At 41.8% G+C, this 18,175-nt stretch carries 18 protein-coding genes; 5 read left to right on the top strand and 13 right to left on the bottom strand.

Going from position 1 to position 18,175, the window contains the following annotated elements; genetic code table 11:
* Positions 1 to 4: 4 nt before the first annotated feature.
* Together AAEY99_RS06400 and AAEY99_RS06395 are read right to left on the bottom strand one after the other, a co-directional pair.
* Positions 5 to 907 carry a UDP-2,3-diacylglucosamine diphosphatase gene (locus AAEY99_RS06400; RefSeq protein ID WP_351009703.1) on the bottom strand — a complete coding sequence of 301 codons (903 nt, stop codon included), beginning with the start codon at positions 905 to 907 and terminating at the stop codon, positions 5 to 7.
* Positions 908 to 1,167: 260 nt separating this feature from the next.
* Positions 1,168 to 2,199, bottom strand: coding sequence for a Glu/Leu/Phe/Val dehydrogenase dimerization domain-containing protein (locus tag AAEY99_RS06395; protein ID WP_101086951.1), 1,032 nt, complete (start codon positions 2,197 to 2,199; stop codon positions 1,168 to 1,170).
* A gap of 284 nt (positions 2,200 to 2,483) precedes the next feature.
* Between AAEY99_RS06395 and AAEY99_RS06390 the strand changes: the two genes are divergently transcribed.
* On the top strand, positions 2,484 to 2,924 hold the full coding sequence (locus AAEY99_RS06390) for a DUF4826 family protein (protein ID WP_101086952.1): 441 nt from the start codon (positions 2,484 to 2,486) through the stop codon (positions 2,922 to 2,924).
* Positions 2,925 to 3,068: 144 nt separating this feature from the next.
* On the opposite strand, the gene AAEY99_RS06385 is transcribed toward AAEY99_RS06390, so the two are convergent.
* The 6 genes from AAEY99_RS06385 to AAEY99_RS06360 form a co-directional block, all read right to left on the bottom strand.
* A complete protein-coding gene (locus AAEY99_RS06385) occupies positions 3,069 to 4,211 on the bottom strand; it encodes a ribosomal protein uL16 3-hydroxylase (RefSeq protein WP_351009743.1) in 1,143 nt (380 codons plus the stop codon).
* A gap of 93 nt (positions 4,212 to 4,304) precedes the next feature.
* On the bottom strand, positions 4,305 to 5,675 hold the full coding sequence (gene purB / locus AAEY99_RS06380; RefSeq protein ID WP_182771164.1) for an adenylosuccinate lyase: 1,371 nt from the start codon (positions 5,673 to 5,675) through the stop codon (positions 4,305 to 4,307).
* Between the two features lie 39 nt (positions 5,676 to 5,714).
* The gene (hflD, locus tag AAEY99_RS06375) at positions 5,715 to 6,347 is read right to left on the bottom strand and encodes a high frequency lysogenization protein HflD (RefSeq protein WP_281047853.1); all 633 of its coding nucleotides are present in this window, start codon (positions 6,345 to 6,347) and stop codon (positions 5,715 to 5,717) included.
* A gap of 3 nt (positions 6,348 to 6,350) precedes the next feature.
* Complete coding sequence (gene mnmA / locus AAEY99_RS06370) at positions 6,351 to 7,469, bottom strand: tRNA 2-thiouridine(34) synthase MnmA (RefSeq protein ID WP_335692476.1); 1,119 nt, start codon at positions 7,467 to 7,469, stop codon at positions 6,351 to 6,353.
* A gap of 258 nt (positions 7,470 to 7,727) precedes the next feature.
* Positions 7,728 to 8,201 (bottom strand): NUDIX hydrolase, encoded by a 474-nt coding sequence (locus tag AAEY99_RS06365; protein ID WP_182743905.1) that lies wholly within the window; start codon positions 8,199 to 8,201, stop codon positions 7,728 to 7,730.
* Positions 8,202 to 8,233: 32 nt separating this feature from the next.
* Positions 8,234 to 8,929 (bottom strand): pseudouridine synthase, encoded by a 696-nt coding sequence (locus tag AAEY99_RS06360; RefSeq protein WP_101086957.1) that lies wholly within the window; start codon positions 8,927 to 8,929, stop codon positions 8,234 to 8,236.
* A gap of 380 nt (positions 8,930 to 9,309) precedes the next feature.
* Here AAEY99_RS06360 and AAEY99_RS06355 point away from each other — a divergent pair, with 380 nt between their 5' ends.
* Positions 9,310 to 11,535, top strand: a complete 2,226-nt coding sequence (locus AAEY99_RS06355; RefSeq protein WP_350978053.1) for an NADP-dependent isocitrate dehydrogenase — start codon at positions 9,310 to 9,312, stop codon at positions 11,533 to 11,535.
* A gap of 155 nt (positions 11,536 to 11,690) precedes the next feature.
* Here AAEY99_RS06355 and cspD read toward each other — a convergent pair whose 3' ends face one another.
* Entirely contained in the window at positions 11,691 to 11,897 is a 207-nt protein-coding gene (cspD, locus tag AAEY99_RS06350; protein WP_011637711.1) for a cold shock domain-containing protein CspD, read from the bottom strand.
* A gap of 196 nt (positions 11,898 to 12,093) precedes the next feature.
* Here cspD and clpS point away from each other — a divergent pair, with 196 nt between their 5' ends.
* Together clpS and clpA are read left to right on the top strand one after the other, a co-directional pair.
* Positions 12,094 to 12,402, top strand: coding sequence for an ATP-dependent Clp protease adapter ClpS (gene clpS / locus AAEY99_RS06345; protein ID WP_101086959.1), 309 nt, complete (start codon positions 12,094 to 12,096; stop codon positions 12,400 to 12,402).
* A gap of 42 nt (positions 12,403 to 12,444) precedes the next feature.
* Positions 12,445 to 14,703 (top strand): ATP-dependent Clp protease ATP-binding subunit ClpA, encoded by a 2,259-nt coding sequence (gene clpA / locus AAEY99_RS06340; RefSeq protein WP_101086960.1) that lies wholly within the window; start codon positions 12,445 to 12,447, stop codon positions 14,701 to 14,703.
* 398 nt (positions 14,704 to 15,101) lie between these two features.
* Here the strand turns inward: clpA and infA are convergent, their stop codons facing one another.
* The 3 genes from infA to aat form a co-directional block, all read right to left on the bottom strand.
* Positions 15,102 to 15,320: a translation initiation factor IF-1 gene (gene infA, locus AAEY99_RS06335; protein ID WP_011496276.1), complete on the bottom strand. Its 219-nt coding sequence runs from the start codon at positions 15,318 to 15,320 to the stop codon at positions 15,102 to 15,104.
* Positions 15,321 to 15,399: 79 nt separating this feature from the next.
* Complete coding sequence (locus AAEY99_RS06330) at positions 15,400 to 16,119, bottom strand: arginyltransferase (RefSeq protein ID WP_162023297.1); 720 nt, start codon at positions 16,117 to 16,119, stop codon at positions 15,400 to 15,402.
* Positions 16,109 to 16,816, bottom strand: coding sequence for a leucyl/phenylalanyl-tRNA--protein transferase (aat, locus tag AAEY99_RS06325; protein ID WP_101086962.1), 708 nt, complete (start codon positions 16,814 to 16,816; stop codon positions 16,109 to 16,111). The genes AAEY99_RS06330 and aat overlap by 11 nt, the downstream gene beginning before the upstream one ends.
* Before the next feature lie 52 nt (positions 16,817 to 16,868).
* On the opposite strand from aat, the gene AAEY99_RS06320 reads away from it, so the two are divergent.
* On the top strand, positions 16,869 to 17,357 hold the full coding sequence (locus AAEY99_RS06320; protein ID WP_392343548.1) for an outer membrane lipoprotein: 489 nt from the start codon (positions 16,869 to 16,871) through the stop codon (positions 17,355 to 17,357).
* 234 nt (positions 17,358 to 17,591) lie between these two features.
* On the opposite strand, the gene AAEY99_RS06315 is transcribed toward AAEY99_RS06320, so the two are convergent.
* The gene (locus AAEY99_RS06315; protein ID WP_351009697.1) at positions 17,592 to 17,954 is read right to left on the bottom strand and encodes a hypothetical protein; all 363 of its coding nucleotides are present in this window, start codon (positions 17,952 to 17,954) and stop codon (positions 17,592 to 17,594) included.
* Between the last annotated feature and the right edge of the window lie 221 nt (positions 17,955 to 18,175).

Genomic DNA, 18,175 nt, shown 5'->3' with positions numbered 1-18,175 from the left:
TTATTTATGCAACGTGCTGTTTTTGGGGCGTGATGATTGATGCAGCCTCTGAACTGCCAAAATCAATCGTGTTTACTGCTGTAGCTTGCAACGTTTGTTCATCCCACTTAAGCAACTGCACATCTCCAGATTCTGTCTCTGCTATGAGAGTACAATTTTCAACCCAATCACCATCATTTGCGTAAGTGATGATGTGGTTATTAATCGTATGCTGTGATAATTCTGGCTGATGAATATGGCCACATATCACCATGTCGACTTGTTTTTTAATGGCATAGCGCAGTACGGCATCTCGGTATTGGTTAATGGCTTGCTGAGCTTTGTTGACGCGGAGTTTTATGTAGCTGGCTAGTGACCAATATGGATATCCTAGGCGGCTTCTTACTCTGTGTAACTGACGATTTAGCCACAACAACACATCATATAAATGGTCGCCTAATTTTGCGTAGGTACGACTAACACATACTTGTGAGTCAAATTGATCGCCATGAAGTATTAAAAAACGTTTACCACTCAGAGACTGATGAATATGCTGTTTAACGAGGGTAATACCTCTGAAATGACTGTCGGCATAATCTTTGAAAGCCTCATCATGATTACCTGGTATGTAAATAACTTGGGTGCCACTACTGGCCAGTTCGAGGATTTTTTGTATCACTTTATTGTGGCTGTCGGGCCAATAAACACGTTTTTTCAGTGCCCAGATATCGACAATGTCACCGACTAAATACAAGTATTGGCATTGGCTATGATTGAGGAAATGTAATAAAAAGTCTGCTTTACAATCAATGCTGCCTAGATGAACATCCGATATCCACAACGCATGAAAATGCTGAATTTTGTCACTATGCGTTAAGTGAGATAAAGGTTGCCGTTGTTGATTGCTTTTTTTGCTGTGTGAGATCATCCGTCATTCACCCTAATACACAGATTGCGTCAGTGTTGATGTAGAGTAGGGCAGTTATTTGACGCTAAGGTGAACGATTTGTTGCAACTTGATGAACCCGTAACCAGCAATATCTGGAGGGAAGAGTAATAAAAAAGGAAATGCACAGGCATTTCCTTTTAGCTTTTTTTATAAAGTTATGTTTATAAATTGATTTTTATAAATGCATGTTTATAAAGTTATATTAAGGGATTCAAAAGCCTTAATATCAAGCTGATTAACTATCTTGCGGCATCAATAATTGCTTTAGCCATTTCATCGGCTACAGAACCGGTAGTGCGGTTCTCGCTATCAGCACGTTCAAAAATAGTCAGCAGGGTATTGTAAATCTGCTCAACCTTGGCGGTAGAGGCTGCAGCGTCATAGTTTTTCTCAAATGACACATTGATAATACCGCCAGCATTAATCACATAATCTGGCGCGTACAGAATACCCATTTGCTTGAGTTTTTCACCGTGGCGAACTTCAGCTAACTGGTTATTGGCACAACCGGCAACAATGGTCGCTTTTAGTAATGGCAAGGTTGTGTCGTTAAGTGTTGCACCTAATGCACAAGGCGCATAGACATCAACATCCTGGGTATAGATATCTTGTGGAGCAACAACGGTTGCACCAAATTCGGTTGCAACACGGTCAAGCGAGGCTTGATGAATGTCGGTAACAATGAGTTCAGCGCCTGCATCATGTAAATGCTTACACAAGTAATAACCAACGTGTCCCACGCCTTGCACAGAGACTTTAATTCCCTTTAGGCTATCAATGCCGCGTTGATGTTTTACGGCGGCTTTAATGCCAAGGTACGTGCCTAACGCGGTAAGTGGCGATGGATCGCCTGATTTACCTTCAAGTCCAGCAACAAATTCAGTTTCACGACTGGCTATCATGATGTCTGATGTCGATACGCCAACGTCTTCTGCAGAATAATATTTGCCACCTAAACTGTTCACAAAGCGCCCAAATGCAAGGAATAACGCTTCGCGGTCGGTTGTTTTAGGATCGGCGATGATCACTGCTTTACCGCCACCCATGGTGAGACCGGCTAACGCATTTTTATAAGTCATTCCACGAGAAAGACGTAATACGTCTGTTAAGGCTTCATCATCCGATTGATAGTTCCACATACGACAACCACCTACGGCAGGGCCTAGGTTAGTGTTATGGACTGCAATTATGGCTTTTAAACCACTTTGTTTATCATGACAAAAGACCACTTGTTCGTGTTCATCGAACGAAACATGATTAAAAACTGCCACGTGACATCTCCGCTTGCTAGCTTGTTAAAGTAAAGTTCTCACACCTTCTGTTAATTGAGTACAAAAGGCGCAAACGACTGCTTGTTATATTTATTGCAGCACGATAGCATTTAGCGATACTCTCAACAAAGCATGATTTAGTTATTTTTGTCATTGATGTGGAAATTTAGCTTGCCACCTTACGTAAACGTAAAGTAACTTATGTTGCATCAGTGTTTTTGAGATTGAATATCAGGTTGCATTTTTGTTCTAACCTGTAATATAACAATAAGATAGGAAGTATTATGACTGAAGAAGTAGCAGAGCCGGTTGCACAGCCAACACCAGAGCCTGAGGCATTAAGACAAGAGTGGGTTCGTACTCAATTTCAAAAGGCGAACCGTTTTTTGGCTGAGAAAGGGGTGATCCCAAGTAAAGTACTTGCTGACGAAAGCCGTTATCTTGCTCCTTATTTAGCCATTTGGAAGATGGAATCGAAGCAACCTAAAAAACAAACATTTTGGGTAATGTCAGGTGATTTACCTTCGGATTATGTTGATGTGAAAGTCGCGGCAACAGCTCGTGATGCGATTAGACATTTTTCAATGATGTGGCAACTTAAAGCAGAGAACTTGCACAAGTCGGGTGTAACCAAAGATCCTACTCAACTTAAGTTTGCACAATTATTGGTGTCGCGAGCAGAAAGCTTATATAAAATGAATCAAGATGAGAAACTGTGGGGGTAATGCCCTAAGCCACTAGTAACTTGAAGTAATAAGCATAAAAAAGGCACTCACAGTGCCTTTTTTTATTATCTTGAGCTTGATGGATCATATCGATGAGCTCTTGTTGATAGCCGCCATCAAGCTCAGTGACTTATATGCTAATGATTACTCGCAATCGTCTTCGGCTAAATAGAATAACCCTTGATTGAGTAATTCGGTTAGAACATCCATTGCCGCTGGGTTGGCTGTGAATAAACCTGCCTCTTCAGGCGTGATCCTTACCTGGTTAGCCAATAGTTGTAACATGTCATTTGTAACATTAGTAAAGGTGTACACTTCACCATTAATAAACAAACGCTGCTCATTATCATTTTCTAACTGCAATACTTTCAAACCACCAATGCGTTGAATTATCGCGCCTTGCTCAATCGCTTCCAATAACTCATCGGCCGTTAATGGCTCTTCGCCTTCACAGATATCAAGTTCGAAACGATTTTGACTCAGTAGCTTACCTAGCATGGTTTGATAGCTGGCTGGATCTTGAGCCAATTGGGTCAATAAATCCATAATACCCTGCTGGTGAGATTGGCTAATCATCCCTGGTGTTGCTGGCTCATCCACAGAATTAAAACGTTTTTGGCCTTGGTTGCTGTCGATTAAACTATCAGCGAGTTCAGTTAATAATTCTTGCTGACTAGGCGCTCTAAAACCAATCGAATATGACAAGGCTAGCGATAATGTTTCGCCGCAGTGTGGGTACCCTGGTGGAATGTAAAGTACATCGCCTTTTTGTAATACCACATCGATGATAGGTTCGAAGTCGTCAACTAGCGGTGAGTTAGGGTTATCACCACGACGCTTATGTTGACCCTTGTCGCCCACTTTCCAACGACGTTCGCCATCACCTTGAATGATAAACACATCGTAGTTATCGATATGCGGCCCAACACCACCACCTGGCGTGGCAAATGATGCCATTAAGTCATCAAAGCGCCAGTCTGGTAAAAATCGAAATGCTTCGACTAAAGCCTGTGAGTCAGGGTACCAATGGTTTACGGCTTGAACTAATAGCTGCCAGTTGTCTTCACCAAATTGGTCGTAGTCTTCAAATGGACCTTGGACTACGTCCCAGTCATCACCTTTTGTGACCACAACGCGTGATGATATTTCTTCTTCACAGGCTAGGCCGGCAAGTTCATCTGCGGCGATAGGATCTTGAAAGTCGACAAAAGCCTGTTTGATTACAAGTGGTTTTTGCTGCCAATGCTGTTTAATAAAGGCTTGGGTATCAATATTTAATGTGTACATCATTGACCTCAGGTCGAGATAATTAACGAGTGGTAATACAATAAAAAAGCGGCCACATATGCGACCGCTAATGGTATGTATAAGCTTATAAGACTATTTTAGCTCATCAACAAAGGCTTCTGCGCGGCCAATGTAGTTTGCTGGGGTCATTTTTTTCAATTCAACTTTTACGTGCTCTGGTAATTCAAGACCATCGATGAATACTGCAAGTTGTGCGGCATCAATACGTTTGCCACGCGTCAGTTCTTTTAACTTCTCATACGGTTTTTCAATACCGTAACGACGCATTACGGTTTGCACTGGCTCGGCCAATACTTCCCAGTTTTTGTCTAATTCAGCTAAAAGTTGTGCTTCATTCACTTCTAACTTGCTAATGCCTTTCAAGGTTGCTTGATATGCAATTAACGAGTGAGCCATACCCACGCCTAAGTTACGCAATACGGTTGAGTCAGTTAGGTCACGTTGCCATCTTGAAACGGGTAATTTAGCAGCTAAGTGCTGCATTAGCGCGTTAGCGATACCTAAGTTGCCTTCAGAGTTTTCAAAATCAATTGGGTTGACTTTGTGCGGCATCGTTGATGAACCAATTTCGCCTGCGATAGTGCGCTGCTTAAAGTGGCCTAGTGCAACATAACCCCAAATATCACGATCAAAATCGATTAGGATGGTGTTGAAACGAGCAATGGCATCGAACAATTCAGCAATGTAATCATGTGGCTCAATCTGAGTGGTATACGCGTTCCAATTAATGCCAAGGCTGGTGACAAAACGCTGTGACAACTCATGCCAGTTTACTTCTGGGTATGCAGAGATGTGTGCGTTGTAGTTACCGACTGCACCGTTAATTTTACCCATAATTTCAACAGCGTTGATTTGGTTTAATTGGCGATCTAAACGTACCGCAACGTTAGCCATTTCTTTGCCTAACGTTGATGGCGATGCTGGCTGGCCGTGGGTGCGTGACATTAACGGCACGCTTTTATTGTCATGCGCTAATTTTTTGATCGCATCAATAATCTGCTGACAATGCGGCACTAGCACTTGTTCACGCGCTTCTTTTAACATTAAGCCATGAGATAAGTTGTTAATGTCTTCAGAGGTACAGGCAAAATGGACAAATTCATCAATGGCGACTAACTCGGCATTATTGGCAATTTGTTCTTTAATAAAGTACTCAACCGCTTTAACGTCGTGATTGGTGGTGCTTTCAATTTCTTTAACGCGCAGGGCGTCTTGTTCGCTAAAGTTGTCCTTGATGCTGTCTAACACGGCAAGGGCGGTTTCGCTAAAAGGGGGAACTTCTTCAATCTCTGGGCAGCTAGATAATAGCTTTAACCAGTTGATTTCAACTTGAACACGGTACTTAGTAAGACCGAACTCGCTGAAAATCCCTCGTAATGAGGCGGTTTTACTACCATAACGACCGTCTACCGGAGAGATAGCAGTTAGTGCGGAAAGATCCATTTGAAGCTCCTTGATGAACTTTGTTGTAGGGTGATTCGATTAATTGTTATTTTGGCTTTGTTTTGCTGTATCAAATATGGCCTTACGGGCAAACACTAAATGGCGGCGTTTGCCACCTAATTGGCGCCATAATACCGCACTGCGCATTGCAGCAAGCAGTAACGCACGAATTTTGTTTTGCACCTGAGGCTGTTTTAAGCAATCGGGATTACCTGATATTTGTAATTTAGGGCCTAATTCACTGATGATATCACTGTAAATACTGGCAAAATTGGCAAGTACTTGTTCATCGGTAATCGCAAAATGTGCCAGTTGGCGATGCACTTGATTGATGCGCTCTGCCAGCATACCCAAACCATTGGGCGAGCGGGCAAGCTTACGTTCAAGCGCTAATACGCCAACTAAGTAACGAGTGGTTTCGACATCTTTGTTACTGCCATCGCCGAGCTGATTTTGAATCAGTTGGTAGCCATTATCTAAAATGGCTTTATCTTGATAGACCTCAACTGTCGATTCAGGCTCTGTGACTAAAATAGTATTAAGCGTAGCAGCTAAGGCGTCTTTGTCACTTTCGCCGTGGCGTGCTAAATACTGCACTTGGCCAATCGCTTGTAAAATACCCGCGAAGGCCATAGTGCGTTCAAACAAGATGTTGTCTGGAGTTTGGCTCACGGATTATCCTCGAATTAAAGTATCGATTATGCCGCCACCTAAACAGATGTCATCATCATAAAACACGGCTGATTGCCCTGGGGTCACTGCGGCAACCGCCTCATCAAACATCACCGTAATATTGTCTGCGTCATCATAGGTGAGGGTACATCCAACATCACGTTGACGATAACGGGTCTTTACCGTAATCGTGCTGTTATTGGCTGGACCTTTACGATCAACCCAATGGAGCTGATTGACAGTCATACCCGTTGACATTAAACGAGGGTGATTGCCACCTTGCGCCACAATAAGCACATTACGGACTAAATCTTTTTCGACCACATACCATGGGTCTTCATTGCTGTTTTTCAGTCCACCAATGCCAAGGCCTTTGCGTTGTCCAAGTGTGTGATACATCAACCCTTGATGTGTCCCAATCACTTCACCTTCCGATGTTTCGATATCACCAGGTTGTGCTGGTAAATACGTTGCTAAGAAGTCAGTAAATTTACGTTCACCAATAAAGCATATGCCAGTGCTGTCTTTTTTGTCGTGAGTAATGAGTCCCAATTTTTGGGCTATTTCGCGTACTTGATGTTTTTCAAGTTCACCGACAGGGAACAAGCTACGGGCAACTTGTTCGTGGCTTAAGGTGTATAAGAAGTAACTTTGGTCTTTATTGCCATCAACCCCACGGAGCATTTCAACGCTGCCATCGCTATTATCACGACGACGAACATAATGGCCCATGGCGATATAATCAGCATCTAAAATGTCGTCGGCAAATTCAAGAAATGCTTTAAATTTGATTTCTTTATTACACATGATATCGGGATTAGGCGTGCGGCCTGCTTTGTATTCTGCTAAGAAGTATTCGAATACGTTATCCCAGTATTCGGCAGCAAAATTGACGGTGTGCATTTTTATACCTAGCTTGTCGCAAACCGCTTGAGCATCTTTTAAATCATCTGCTGCAGCGCAATATTCATCAGTATCGTCTTCTTCCCAGTTCTTCATAAACAGACCTTCAACTTCGTAGCCTTGCTGCATTAACAAGTAAGCTGATACTGAAGAGTCCACACCGCCGGACATGCCGACAATGACTTTTTTTCCGTTTGAAGTAGGGCTGAGTGATGTCATAAATCCTAAAAACCTTGAAGAAAGATAATGTATATATTGTGCCGCAATGCCGATGTTTCAAGGCGATTGTGCTAGATTTTTGCTAGTCGTTAACTTGAATACTATTAGTTGCGAATATCGCAGAGATTATAGTTGCACATATCGAAGAGATTAATTGGTAAACGGTCAATTAATACGACATTTGTGCGGCGCGTATTCTATCACGCATTCGCTTAATGGGCTATCTTGAGGCACATACAAATAGCCTAATACAAGCCATTAAAAATAATCGACATTGAGCAACGATAACGGCGTGTGCTGTGCGGAATGGTTTTTATCCGTTTGTTGTAAAAAATCTTCAATACTTTTTAGCACTAATGGGCTACGAAGCTGGTTGCCAAGGGCAATGATGTCTGCAAGATTAAGCCAATGGGTAGCGGTAATGGCATTATCACCTGGTGTGGCGTGTTGTTGCTCGGCCAGCTCAATACAAAATGTATAACGAACAAAGGCTAAATCTGTAGCTGCCCGAAATTGATAGATCCCTACTAAGGCTTGTGGTGTCAGATCAAGTCCCGTTTCTTCAACAATTTCACGAGCGCATGCTGCAATAATCGATTCATTGGCCTCTAAATGCCCCGCTGGTTGGTTAAATTTAACCTCACCGTTGATGCATTCTTCAACCAATAAAAATTTACCTTGGCAGTGGATCACGCAAGCTACAGTAGTATTAGGTTTATAGCGTTCAGTCATATTTCCCTCTTGTATAAAGCGTCTGCCAGCGATTACATTGCCGTGCTGATCACTTTGTATTCACCATTTGGTAAATCATCTAGACACCATTGGCCTATTTTATAACGGATTAATCTTAAGGTTGGGTGACCTACATGTGCGGTCATTCTTCTGACTTGGCGATTTCGACCTTCACAAATTTGCACTTCAAGCCAGGTTGTTGGAATGGCTTTACGCTCTCGCACCGGCGGGGTTCTTGGCCAAATATCAGGAGATGTCATTACGCAAACTTTAGCCGGTAATGTCATGCCGTCTTTTAATTCAACCCCATTACATAAGGCATTGATTGCCTCATCTGATGGTTCGCCTTCCACTTGAACCCAATAGGTTTTAAAGGTTTTTTGCGATGGCTGGGTAAGCTTTGCCTGCAATTGTCCGTCGTTGGTAAGCAATAGCAAACCTTCACTATCACGGTCTAAACGTCCTGCTGCGTAAACATCGGCTACTGGAATAAAGTCTTTTAATGTTTGTCGGCCTGCTTCATCGGTAAATTGGCACAACACGTCAAATGGCTTGTTAAATAATACGATGACGGGATTTTCAGGCCGTGGTTTTTGTGGCGGTCGCGATTTTGCCCTGCCACGATTGGCTGTCGCACTTGTTGCCTCTGAATTAACTGGTTTTGTAGACGCGCCAGTTCTGTAAGTAGATGTTTTTTTAAATTGACTGAATTTACCGATTTTTGACATAAAGGTATGGTTAACATCCTTTGCTAATACAAGTGAGTGAAAAGTGAACGAATATAAATCTATTTATGGTAGTTTACTGCGTATTCGCCCTTAGTGGAATTTGAAAATTACTAAGAATGATCTATGATGTCCGCCTAAAAATTGTGATCTGTACCTAATTTATCATTCTGAGATATCGGCTTTAACCGCTAAATCTCAGAGGTTTGAGAACAAAATATAATAATAAAGGGATAGGGGATTTCACATACTTGGCTTATAAAAAAGTGTGCCATGGTCGCTGACCACGGTTAACTTGTGCGAGTGTTATCCACCAAAGCCCGTCAAATGCTTACGCAATTTATTCTAATAAATTATAAATTTACAATAATGTAGGAAACAAAATGAAAGATAACACTCCAACGATCATATACACAGAAACCGACGAAGCACCGGCACTTGCCACGCTGTCTTTATTACCGATTATCCGCACTTTCACTAACGCTGCTGGCGTAAAAGTTGAAACGCGCGATATCTCTTTGTCAGGTCGTGTTATTGCTAACTTCCCTGAAAAGTTAACCGCAGAGCAAAAAATTGCTGATGCGCTAACCGAATTAGGCGAATTGGCTAATAAGCCAGAAGCTAACATCATTAAATTACCTAACGTTAGTGCATCAATTCCGCAGTTAAAAGCCTGTATTGCTGAACTTCAAGCAAAAGGTTATGACATTCCTAACTATCCTGATGAGCCTAAAAATGACGCAGAAGTTGAAGCTCAATCGCGTTATGATAAAATTAAAGGTAGCGCGGTAAACCCAGTATTACGTGAAGGTAACTCAGATCGTCGAGCACCAACGTCAGTGAAAAACTACGCCAAGAAAAACCCACATTCAATGGGTAAATGGGCCAGCGACTCTAAGTCTCACGTTGCTCATATGAACGAAGGCGACTTCTATGGCAGTGAGCAGTCTGTCACTCTAGCGGCAGCTGATAAAGTCAATATCGTGTTGACTCAACAAGACGGCAAAGACGTTGTATTGAAAAGCGGCTTAGCGTTATTAGCGGACGAAATTATTGACTCATCAGTGATGAGCAAAAAAGCGTTAGTGGATTTTTATGCTCGTGAAATCGAAGCGGCAAAATCTGAAGATGTTTTACTATCTTTACACCTTAAAGCGACCATGATGAAAGTGTCTGACCCAATATTATTTGGTCTTGCCGTTAAAGTGTTCTTTAAAGATGTGTTCGATAAGCACGGTAAATTATTTGCTGAGCTAGGCGTTGATGTAAACAATGGTTTTGGTGATGTTTATGCCAAAATTAGCACGTTACCAGAAGCTAAACGTAACGAAATTGAAGCAGATATTGCTGCTGTTTATGCTGCTCGTCCAGCACTTGCGATGGTTGATTCTGATAAAGGTATCACTAACTTACACGTACCTAGTGACATCATTATTGATGCATCAATGCCTGCAGCTATCCGTTCTTCGGGGAAAATGTGGGGTCCTGATGGCCAGTTACAAGACACCAAAGCAATGATCCCAGATCGTTGTTACGCTGGTGTTTATCAAGAAACGATTTCGTTCTGTAAAAAGCACGGTGCATTTGATCCAACAACTATGGGCAGCGTACCTAACGTGGGCTTAATGGCTCAAAAAGCAGAAGAATACGGCAGCCACGATAAAACCTTTGAAATTAAAGCTACTGGTACGGTTAATGTGATTAACCAAGCCGGTGATGTGTTAATGAGCCATGACGTTGAAGCTGGCGACATTTATCGCATGTGCCAAGTGAAAGATGCGCCAATTCGCGACTGGGTAAAACTAGCCGTCAAGCGTGCACGTTTAAGTAATACACCAGCGGTATTTTGGTTAGACAGTAACCGTGCTCACGATGCTGAGTTAATTAAGAAAGTGGCTCAATATCTAGCTGAGCAAGATACTGCTGGTTTAGACATTCAAATAATGACGCCAGAGGATGCAACTCGCTTTACGCTAGAGCGCATCATCAAAGGTGAAGACACTATTTCGGTAACGGGTAACGTGTTACGTGACTACTTAACCGATTTATTCCCAATTCTTGAACTGGGTACCAGTGCTAAAATGTTGTCTATCGTGCCGTTAATGAATGGCGGTGGCTTATTTGAAACAGGTGCCGGTGGTTCAGCGCCTAAGCACGTGCAACAAGTCGAAAAAGAAGGTCACTTACGTTGGGATTCATTAGGTGAGTTTTTAGCACTTGCTGCGTCTTTAGAGCATTTAAGCCAAACGACCAATAATCCTAAGGCACAAGTATTAGCAGACACCTTAGATGTGGCAATTGGTGTATTCCTTGATACCAATAAATCACCATCACGTCGTGTAGGTGAACTTGATAACCGCGGTAGTCACTTTTACCTAGCGATGTATTGGGCACAAGCATTAACTGAGCAAACGGCTGATGCAGAGCTTGCTGCACACTTTGCACCTCTAGCTAAGTCATTGGCTGCAAATGAAACGGTTATTCTTGCTGAATTGAACGGTGCACAAGGCCCAGCAGTTGATTTAGGTGGTTATTACCGTTTAGATGCAGCTAAAGCCGAGCAAGCAATGCGCCCTAGTGCAACATTAAACCAGTTTGTAATTGGTTAATCTGCACAAGAGCTCTCCTAACTAGGTGTGAGTTATTCTGTTAATGAATACATCTTCAGTTGAAGGTGTATTAAATTGATTGAGTTGATGTTTTTTTAGGCAATAAAAAAGACAGGGATTAAAATCCCTGTCTTTTTGTTTTATAGTCTCACCAATTAGATTGTTGGCGAGATGGCTGAAGCATGCATTCCTTTGGGGCCTTCTTCAACTTCGAAGCACACAGGTTGACCTGCTTTTAAGGTACGATAACCTTCCATTTCGATAGTTGAATAGTGCGCAAATACATCTTCGCCACCCTGATCAGGGCAAATAAACCCGAATCCTTTGGCGTTGTTGAACCATTTAACAGTTCCGTTTGCCATACTTCCACTTCCTTCTGTTGTCTACTTACCAGTAAGATAGTAAAACTTATTATCCAGCGGTCTAGTATTCGCCGCCTAACAAACAGAATGAAATTTGTACGAAAATATGTCAAGTAGTAATTAACAAAAAAACAACATTTAATTAATTTAACGATATCAAGTGGTCGGGAACCAAACGAGAGGCTAGAATTAAACAATGGCTAAATTAGGCAATGTAGAACATATTGAAGGAAAGGTTGAATCTGAACTACAACCACCCCATATGTATAAAGTGGTGCTAAACAATGATGATTACACCCCGATGGACTTTGTGGTAGAAGTATTACAACGTTTTTTTGAGAAAAATGAACAGCAAGCTGTAGATATTATGTTAGCGATTCATAACCAAGGCAAAGGATTGTGTGGTGTATTTCCATTTGGGATTGCAGAAACAAAAGTTTTTCAAGTAAATCAGTTTGCAAGAGAAAACCAACATCCGTTACTGTGTACGTTAGAGAAAGTATAAAATCGATATCTCACAGTCTGTGGTTAAATTTAGGGGGTGCTTATGCTGAACAAAGACCTGGAAGTCACCTTGAACCTAGCGTTTCAGCAAGCTAGAGATTCACGTCATGAATACATGACGGTAGAACATTTATTATTAGCGCTGATTGATAATCCTTCTGCCTACGAAGCATTAATTGCTTGTGGGGCGGATGTTAATCGTTTACGAGAAGAAGTGGCTAATTTCATTCAACAAACCACGCCCATTATTGCAGAATCAACTGAAGAACGTGAAACACAACCCACTTTGGGATTCCAACGTGTTTTGCAACGAGCTGTATTCCATGTGCAATCGTCTGGTCGTAACGAAGTTTCTGGTGCCAATGTACTCGTCGCTATTTTTAGTGAACAAGAATCGCAAGCAGTGTATTTACTGCGTCGTTGTGATATTACCCGTTTAGATGTGGTTAATTTTATTTCTCATGGCATGTCAAAAGAAGATGATTCTGGCGAACCACAAGATCAAGAACGCATTGACGAACAATCTGAAAATCCAGAAGATCGCAGCATGTTGGCGCAGTTTGCTGCTAATTTAAATCAATTAGCCCAAGACGGCAGTATCGATCCATTAATTGGTCGTGATGCTGAAATTGAACGTGCTATTCAAACATTGTGTCGTCGCCGTAAGAATAACCCATTACTAGTGGGTGAAGCTGGGGTGGGGAAAACGGCTATTGCTGAAGGTTTAGCTTATCGTATTGTCAATAAGCAAGTGCCTGATGTTATGGCCAATGCAACGGTGTATTCGTTAGATTTAGGCTCATTATTAGCGGGCACTAAATACCGTGGTGATTTTGAAAAGCGTTTTAAAAGCTTATTAAAAGAACTCGCTGCTGATGAGCATGCCATTTTGTTTATTGATGAAATTCATACCATTATTGGTGCTGGTGCCGCTTCTGGCGGTGTGATGGATGCATCTAACTTACTTAAGCCATTATTATCGAGTGGTAAGTTACGTTGCATGGGCTCAACCACATTCCAAGAATATCAAAGCATTTTCGAGAAAGACCGTGCTTTAGCGCGTCGCTTCCAAAAGATTGATATTAATGAGCCTTCAGTTGCCGAAACCACCAAAATTTTGATGGGACTTAAATCTAAGTACGAAGAATACCATGGGGTGCGTTATACCCAAGCTGCCATCAGCAGTGCGGCTATTTTATCGGCCAAACACATAAACGATCGTCATTTACCTGATAAAGCGATTGATGTGATTGACGAAGCTGGTGCGCGCATGGTGATGATGCCGCAAAGCAAACGTAAGAAGACCATTGGTCAAGCGGAAATAGAGGCCATCATTGCTAAGTTGGCGCGTATTCCTGAGAAGTCGGTATCGTCGACTGACAAGGATATGTTACGTAACCTTGAACGTAACCTTAAGATGGTAGTATTTGGTCAAGACAAAGCGATTGAGAGCCTTAGTGCTGCTATACGCTTATCGCGCAGCGGTTTAGGTTCTGAGAAAAAGCCAGTAGGCAGCTTTATGTTTGCAGGCCCGACTGGGGTAGGTAAAACAGAAGTCACTAATCAATTAGCTAATTGTCTTAACCTTAAACTGATTCGCTTTGATATGTCTGAGTACATGGAACGTCATACCGTGTCACGTTTAATCGGGGCCCCTCCAGGTTATGTGGGTTATGACCAAGGTGGTATGTTAACCGATGCTGTGATTAAAAATCCGCATTGTGTGGTGCTACTTGATGAAATTGAAAAGGCGCATCCTGATGTATTCAACTTGTTACTGCAAGTGATGGATCACGGTACTTTGACCGACAACAATGGTCGCAAAGCAGATTTCAGAAATGTCACCTTAGTGATGACCACCAACGCTGGCGTACAAGAAACTATTCGTAAATCGATTGGTTTTAGACAGCAAGATCACACTCAAGATGCCTTAGCTGAAATCAATAAAGTCTTTTCACCTGAGTTCCGTAATCGCTTAGATTCAATTGTATGGTTTAATCATTTGGATATGACCGTTATCGCCAAAGTGGTTGATAAGTTCTTAGTTGAGCTTCAGGCACAGCTAGATGATAAGCGTGTCACGCTAGATGTTAGTGATGAAGCGCGAACCTTGCTTGCAGAGAAAGGTTATGACAAGTCGATGGGCGCACGCCCAATGTCACGTGTCGTCACTGAATTGATTAAACGTCCGTTAGCGGATGAGATTCTGTTTGGTGTGCTTGAAAGGGGTGGTATTGCGCATATTGACGTTAAAGAAGGTGAGATCAATATCGATTGCGAGTCGTTAGAAAAAGTCTCGTAGGAATCAATCCATATACTTGAAAATATGCCATTAAAAAAGATGACCCATGGGTCATCTTTTTTTATGTATGTTAATTGCGCCCAATACCGTTACTTATAAATAAGCCTTCAACTCAAAGCATTTCTTACTGTTCAATTCAATGGGTATTGATAGCAAAATGGGTATTCCCTTTTTAAATCAATAAACATAGTAGTGGATCGTATGAGGTGCTTCTGCAAAACGGATTACAACCATCGCGATGCCTGGTTGAATGCTCTGATAAAGGGATACCCATTACGTTGAACATTCGTCTTGTTTGATGCGTGTTGCTTTACGTTGAATACACTTTATTTATGCAGTTTGGTATAACAACAAAAAAACCGACAGGCAGTCGGTTTTTACATTGTTGAGGCTAGCGATTAACGTGCGCGGAAGACGATACGACCTTTTGATAGGTCATAAGGAGTCAACTGTACAGTGACTTTGTCACCCGTTAAAATACGGATGTAGTTTTTGCGCATTTTGCCAGAGATGTGGGCTATCACCACATGTCCATTTTCAAGCTCTACGCGGAACATTGTATTTGGCAAGGTCTCAAGGATAGTGCCCTGCATTTCAATGTTGTCTTCTTTCGCCATTAATTAGTTATCCCATTAGCCTTCAAATATGAAAAAATCGGGCGTATCATGCCCCAAAAACACTGAACTGTAAAGGGCGTTAACGAGAAAGAGCCGTAAGATTTTCACCAACTTGCCAACCGAGTGCTGTTAAAATTTGATACGGACGGTATTGACGTTTGTAGCTCATTTTCCGATTTTGATCAATTTGATAGCCTAAATATAAAAAACGTTTACCCAATGATTTTGCTAATTGGCATTGGATTAAAATCATCAGCGAACCTAATGAACGGTCGGCATAATCAGGATCAAAATAACTGTAAATTGCTGAGAAGCTGCTCATCATTTCATCGGTTACGGCTACCCCAATTAATCGCTCTTGATCAAACACCTCAATAAACATCGGCGGTAACCAATCTGATAATAAAAAATCATCATATTGGGTTGGCGATGCAGGAAACATTGGACCATCGTTGTGACGTTCATTGATATAACGTTGATACAAATCATAGTGCTCTGGCCGTGAGGTATGAGTGACTTTCCAATGCAAATCTTGGTTGTTTTTTAAGGTTCTTTTTTGGCGTTTAGATAATATAAAATCATTAACATTCAATCTAATAGACTGACAAGCTTGGCAGGAGGGACAACGAGGTTTGTAAATAGCATTGCCGTTACGACGAAAGCCCATCGTCAGCAGTTGTTCAAACAGCGCTGCGTCTATTTGCGGTTCTTGGATCACCAGCAATTGCTCTTTATTACCTTCAATATAATTGCAATCAAAAGGCTGGCTTATTCCAACGCTGACAGATTTAGAATTCAATAAACACCTCTTGTTTGTTCCACATTGACGCTGAAGTTGTACGATCTCTGTACTGATGAAGCACCGTTAAAAACTCGCTTCTAGGTAAGGCTTTAGCCCCAAGGCTAACTAAGTGAGGATTCATTACTTGCGCATCAATCAATTGAAAATCGTGTTTCACCAAGTGTTGATTCAGTATAGCAAAGGCTGCTTTTGATGCATTTGTTTGACGATGAAACATCGATTCACCGCAAAAAATACCGCCCACCGGAATACCATACAATCCGCCCACTAGCTGTTCGCCATCCCATACTTCAATAGAATGAGCACGCCCTTGGAGATGCAGCTCATAGTAGGCCATTTGTATTTCGGCCGAAATCCAAGTGCCATCTTGGGTGTTACGGGGCCCAGCACAACCGGCAACAACATCTAAAAATGCATGATTGATGGTAAAGCGCCATGAAGACTTTTTAAGAAATTTAATTAAGCTTTTACTGCCAAAAGGATGGCTTGGTGTGAACACCGCTCGAGGATCGGGAGACCACCACAAAATGGGGTCATTAGCGTTAAACCAAGGGAAAATACCTTGGTAATAGGCTTGTGCTAGGCGGTCTGGCCGCAAGTCTCCTCCGATGGCTAATAGACCATTCGGATCAGTAAGAGCTTGCTCAGGCGGCGGGAAGCCGATGGATTGATTTAAATAAGACAGTGAGTTCACAATTGAGTATATTATTTGTAATACCTTATCGTTAACTTAGCGGAAAATGGCCATGTTTAAAATCATAACTGTAAGTGTGAAGAGTATTTTTGCAGTATTGCTGACTATTTGTTTGTTTTGTGGTCAAAGCCAAGCTGCTTACGAACGTAATCAAGCCGTTCCAGTTGAAAAAGTGTTATACGGCCACATTGAATCTGTGAAGCATGTGACAGAGAAACAGCTAGTAGAAGACAGTCGAAGCGGTTGGAAAACCTTTGGCGGTGCATTGATCGGTGGTGTCATCGGTCATCAATTTGGTGGCGGTTCAGGTAAAGATGTTGCTACTGTTTTGGGGGCGTTGATTGGCGGTGGCATTGGCAGTCAGCACGGTAACCAACAATATTATCTTGAAACTAAGTTAGTTGAACTAATGATAAAGCAAGAAGATGGTAGCCAAGTTATGGTGATCCAAGATGCGGATCCGGGTATGAGTTTTACTGCCGGAGATGAGGTTAGGGTGGTTTACTTAACCGGTTATGTCAGGGTCGACCTAGCGATGTAAATATTCTCGATGTAATAATTCTCGATGTATTAATTCTTGATGTATTAATTCTCGATGTAGTAATTCTCGATGTAGTAATTCGCGATGTAATAATTCTCGATGTATTTATTCTCGATGTAATAATTCGCGATGTGAAAATGCAACTAAAACAAAAGGAGCCTAGGCTCCTTTTGTTTACACACTGTGGTCAATATTTGCTAACAATACTGTTTGATCTGTTGTTGCTAATAGAGATTAAAATCCACGCGGCAAGGTTTGATGACCAGTTGTGTTTTCGAGTTTTTTACGCCACAACTGCTTAGGCGTTAATCCGCCTGAGTTTGATTGCACTTTTTTACTCGGTTGTTTTTTCGCTGCAGTTTTTGCCGTTAACCTTGCAGCAGGCTCAATAGCTGCTTGGCGCGCAGTAGGTGCTTTTTTTACTGACGATGCAGTTAGTTGTGCATGCATGGATTCAAGTTCGCTAAAGCGCACTGATTTACCGCCGTCAATTTTGTACCAGCTGCCAGCTTGTTCAATAGAAACTGCTTGTCCAGACTGCTTTTCAAGAGCCATTTGTAGTTGGCCGATGACCTCTTCTTTAGTCAATGTTGTCATAGTTAATAACCTATTTGTTATCATGTTAAATGAAGGTTGTTACTAATTTTAATGTGTGAAGGCTACAAAAGTCCAATTAGTGGCTTGAATTGTCGGTTTATCCCTCATAACGTCAGATTTATCAGCGTTTATGACTGCTGTTGTTGAAATATTCGACAGTGAGTTACATTGAATTATTAAACTCATCTCTAGTGAAGGTATTGAATAAATAAGCTAAAATT

This window comes from Shewanella sp. S1-58-MNA-CIBAN-0166, from assembly GCF_040310085.1.
GTDB lineage: Bacteria > Pseudomonadota > Gammaproteobacteria > Enterobacterales > Shewanellaceae > Shewanella.
Note: the sequence above shows the minus strand (reverse complement) of the source record. Positions and strands in the feature narration are given on the sequence as shown.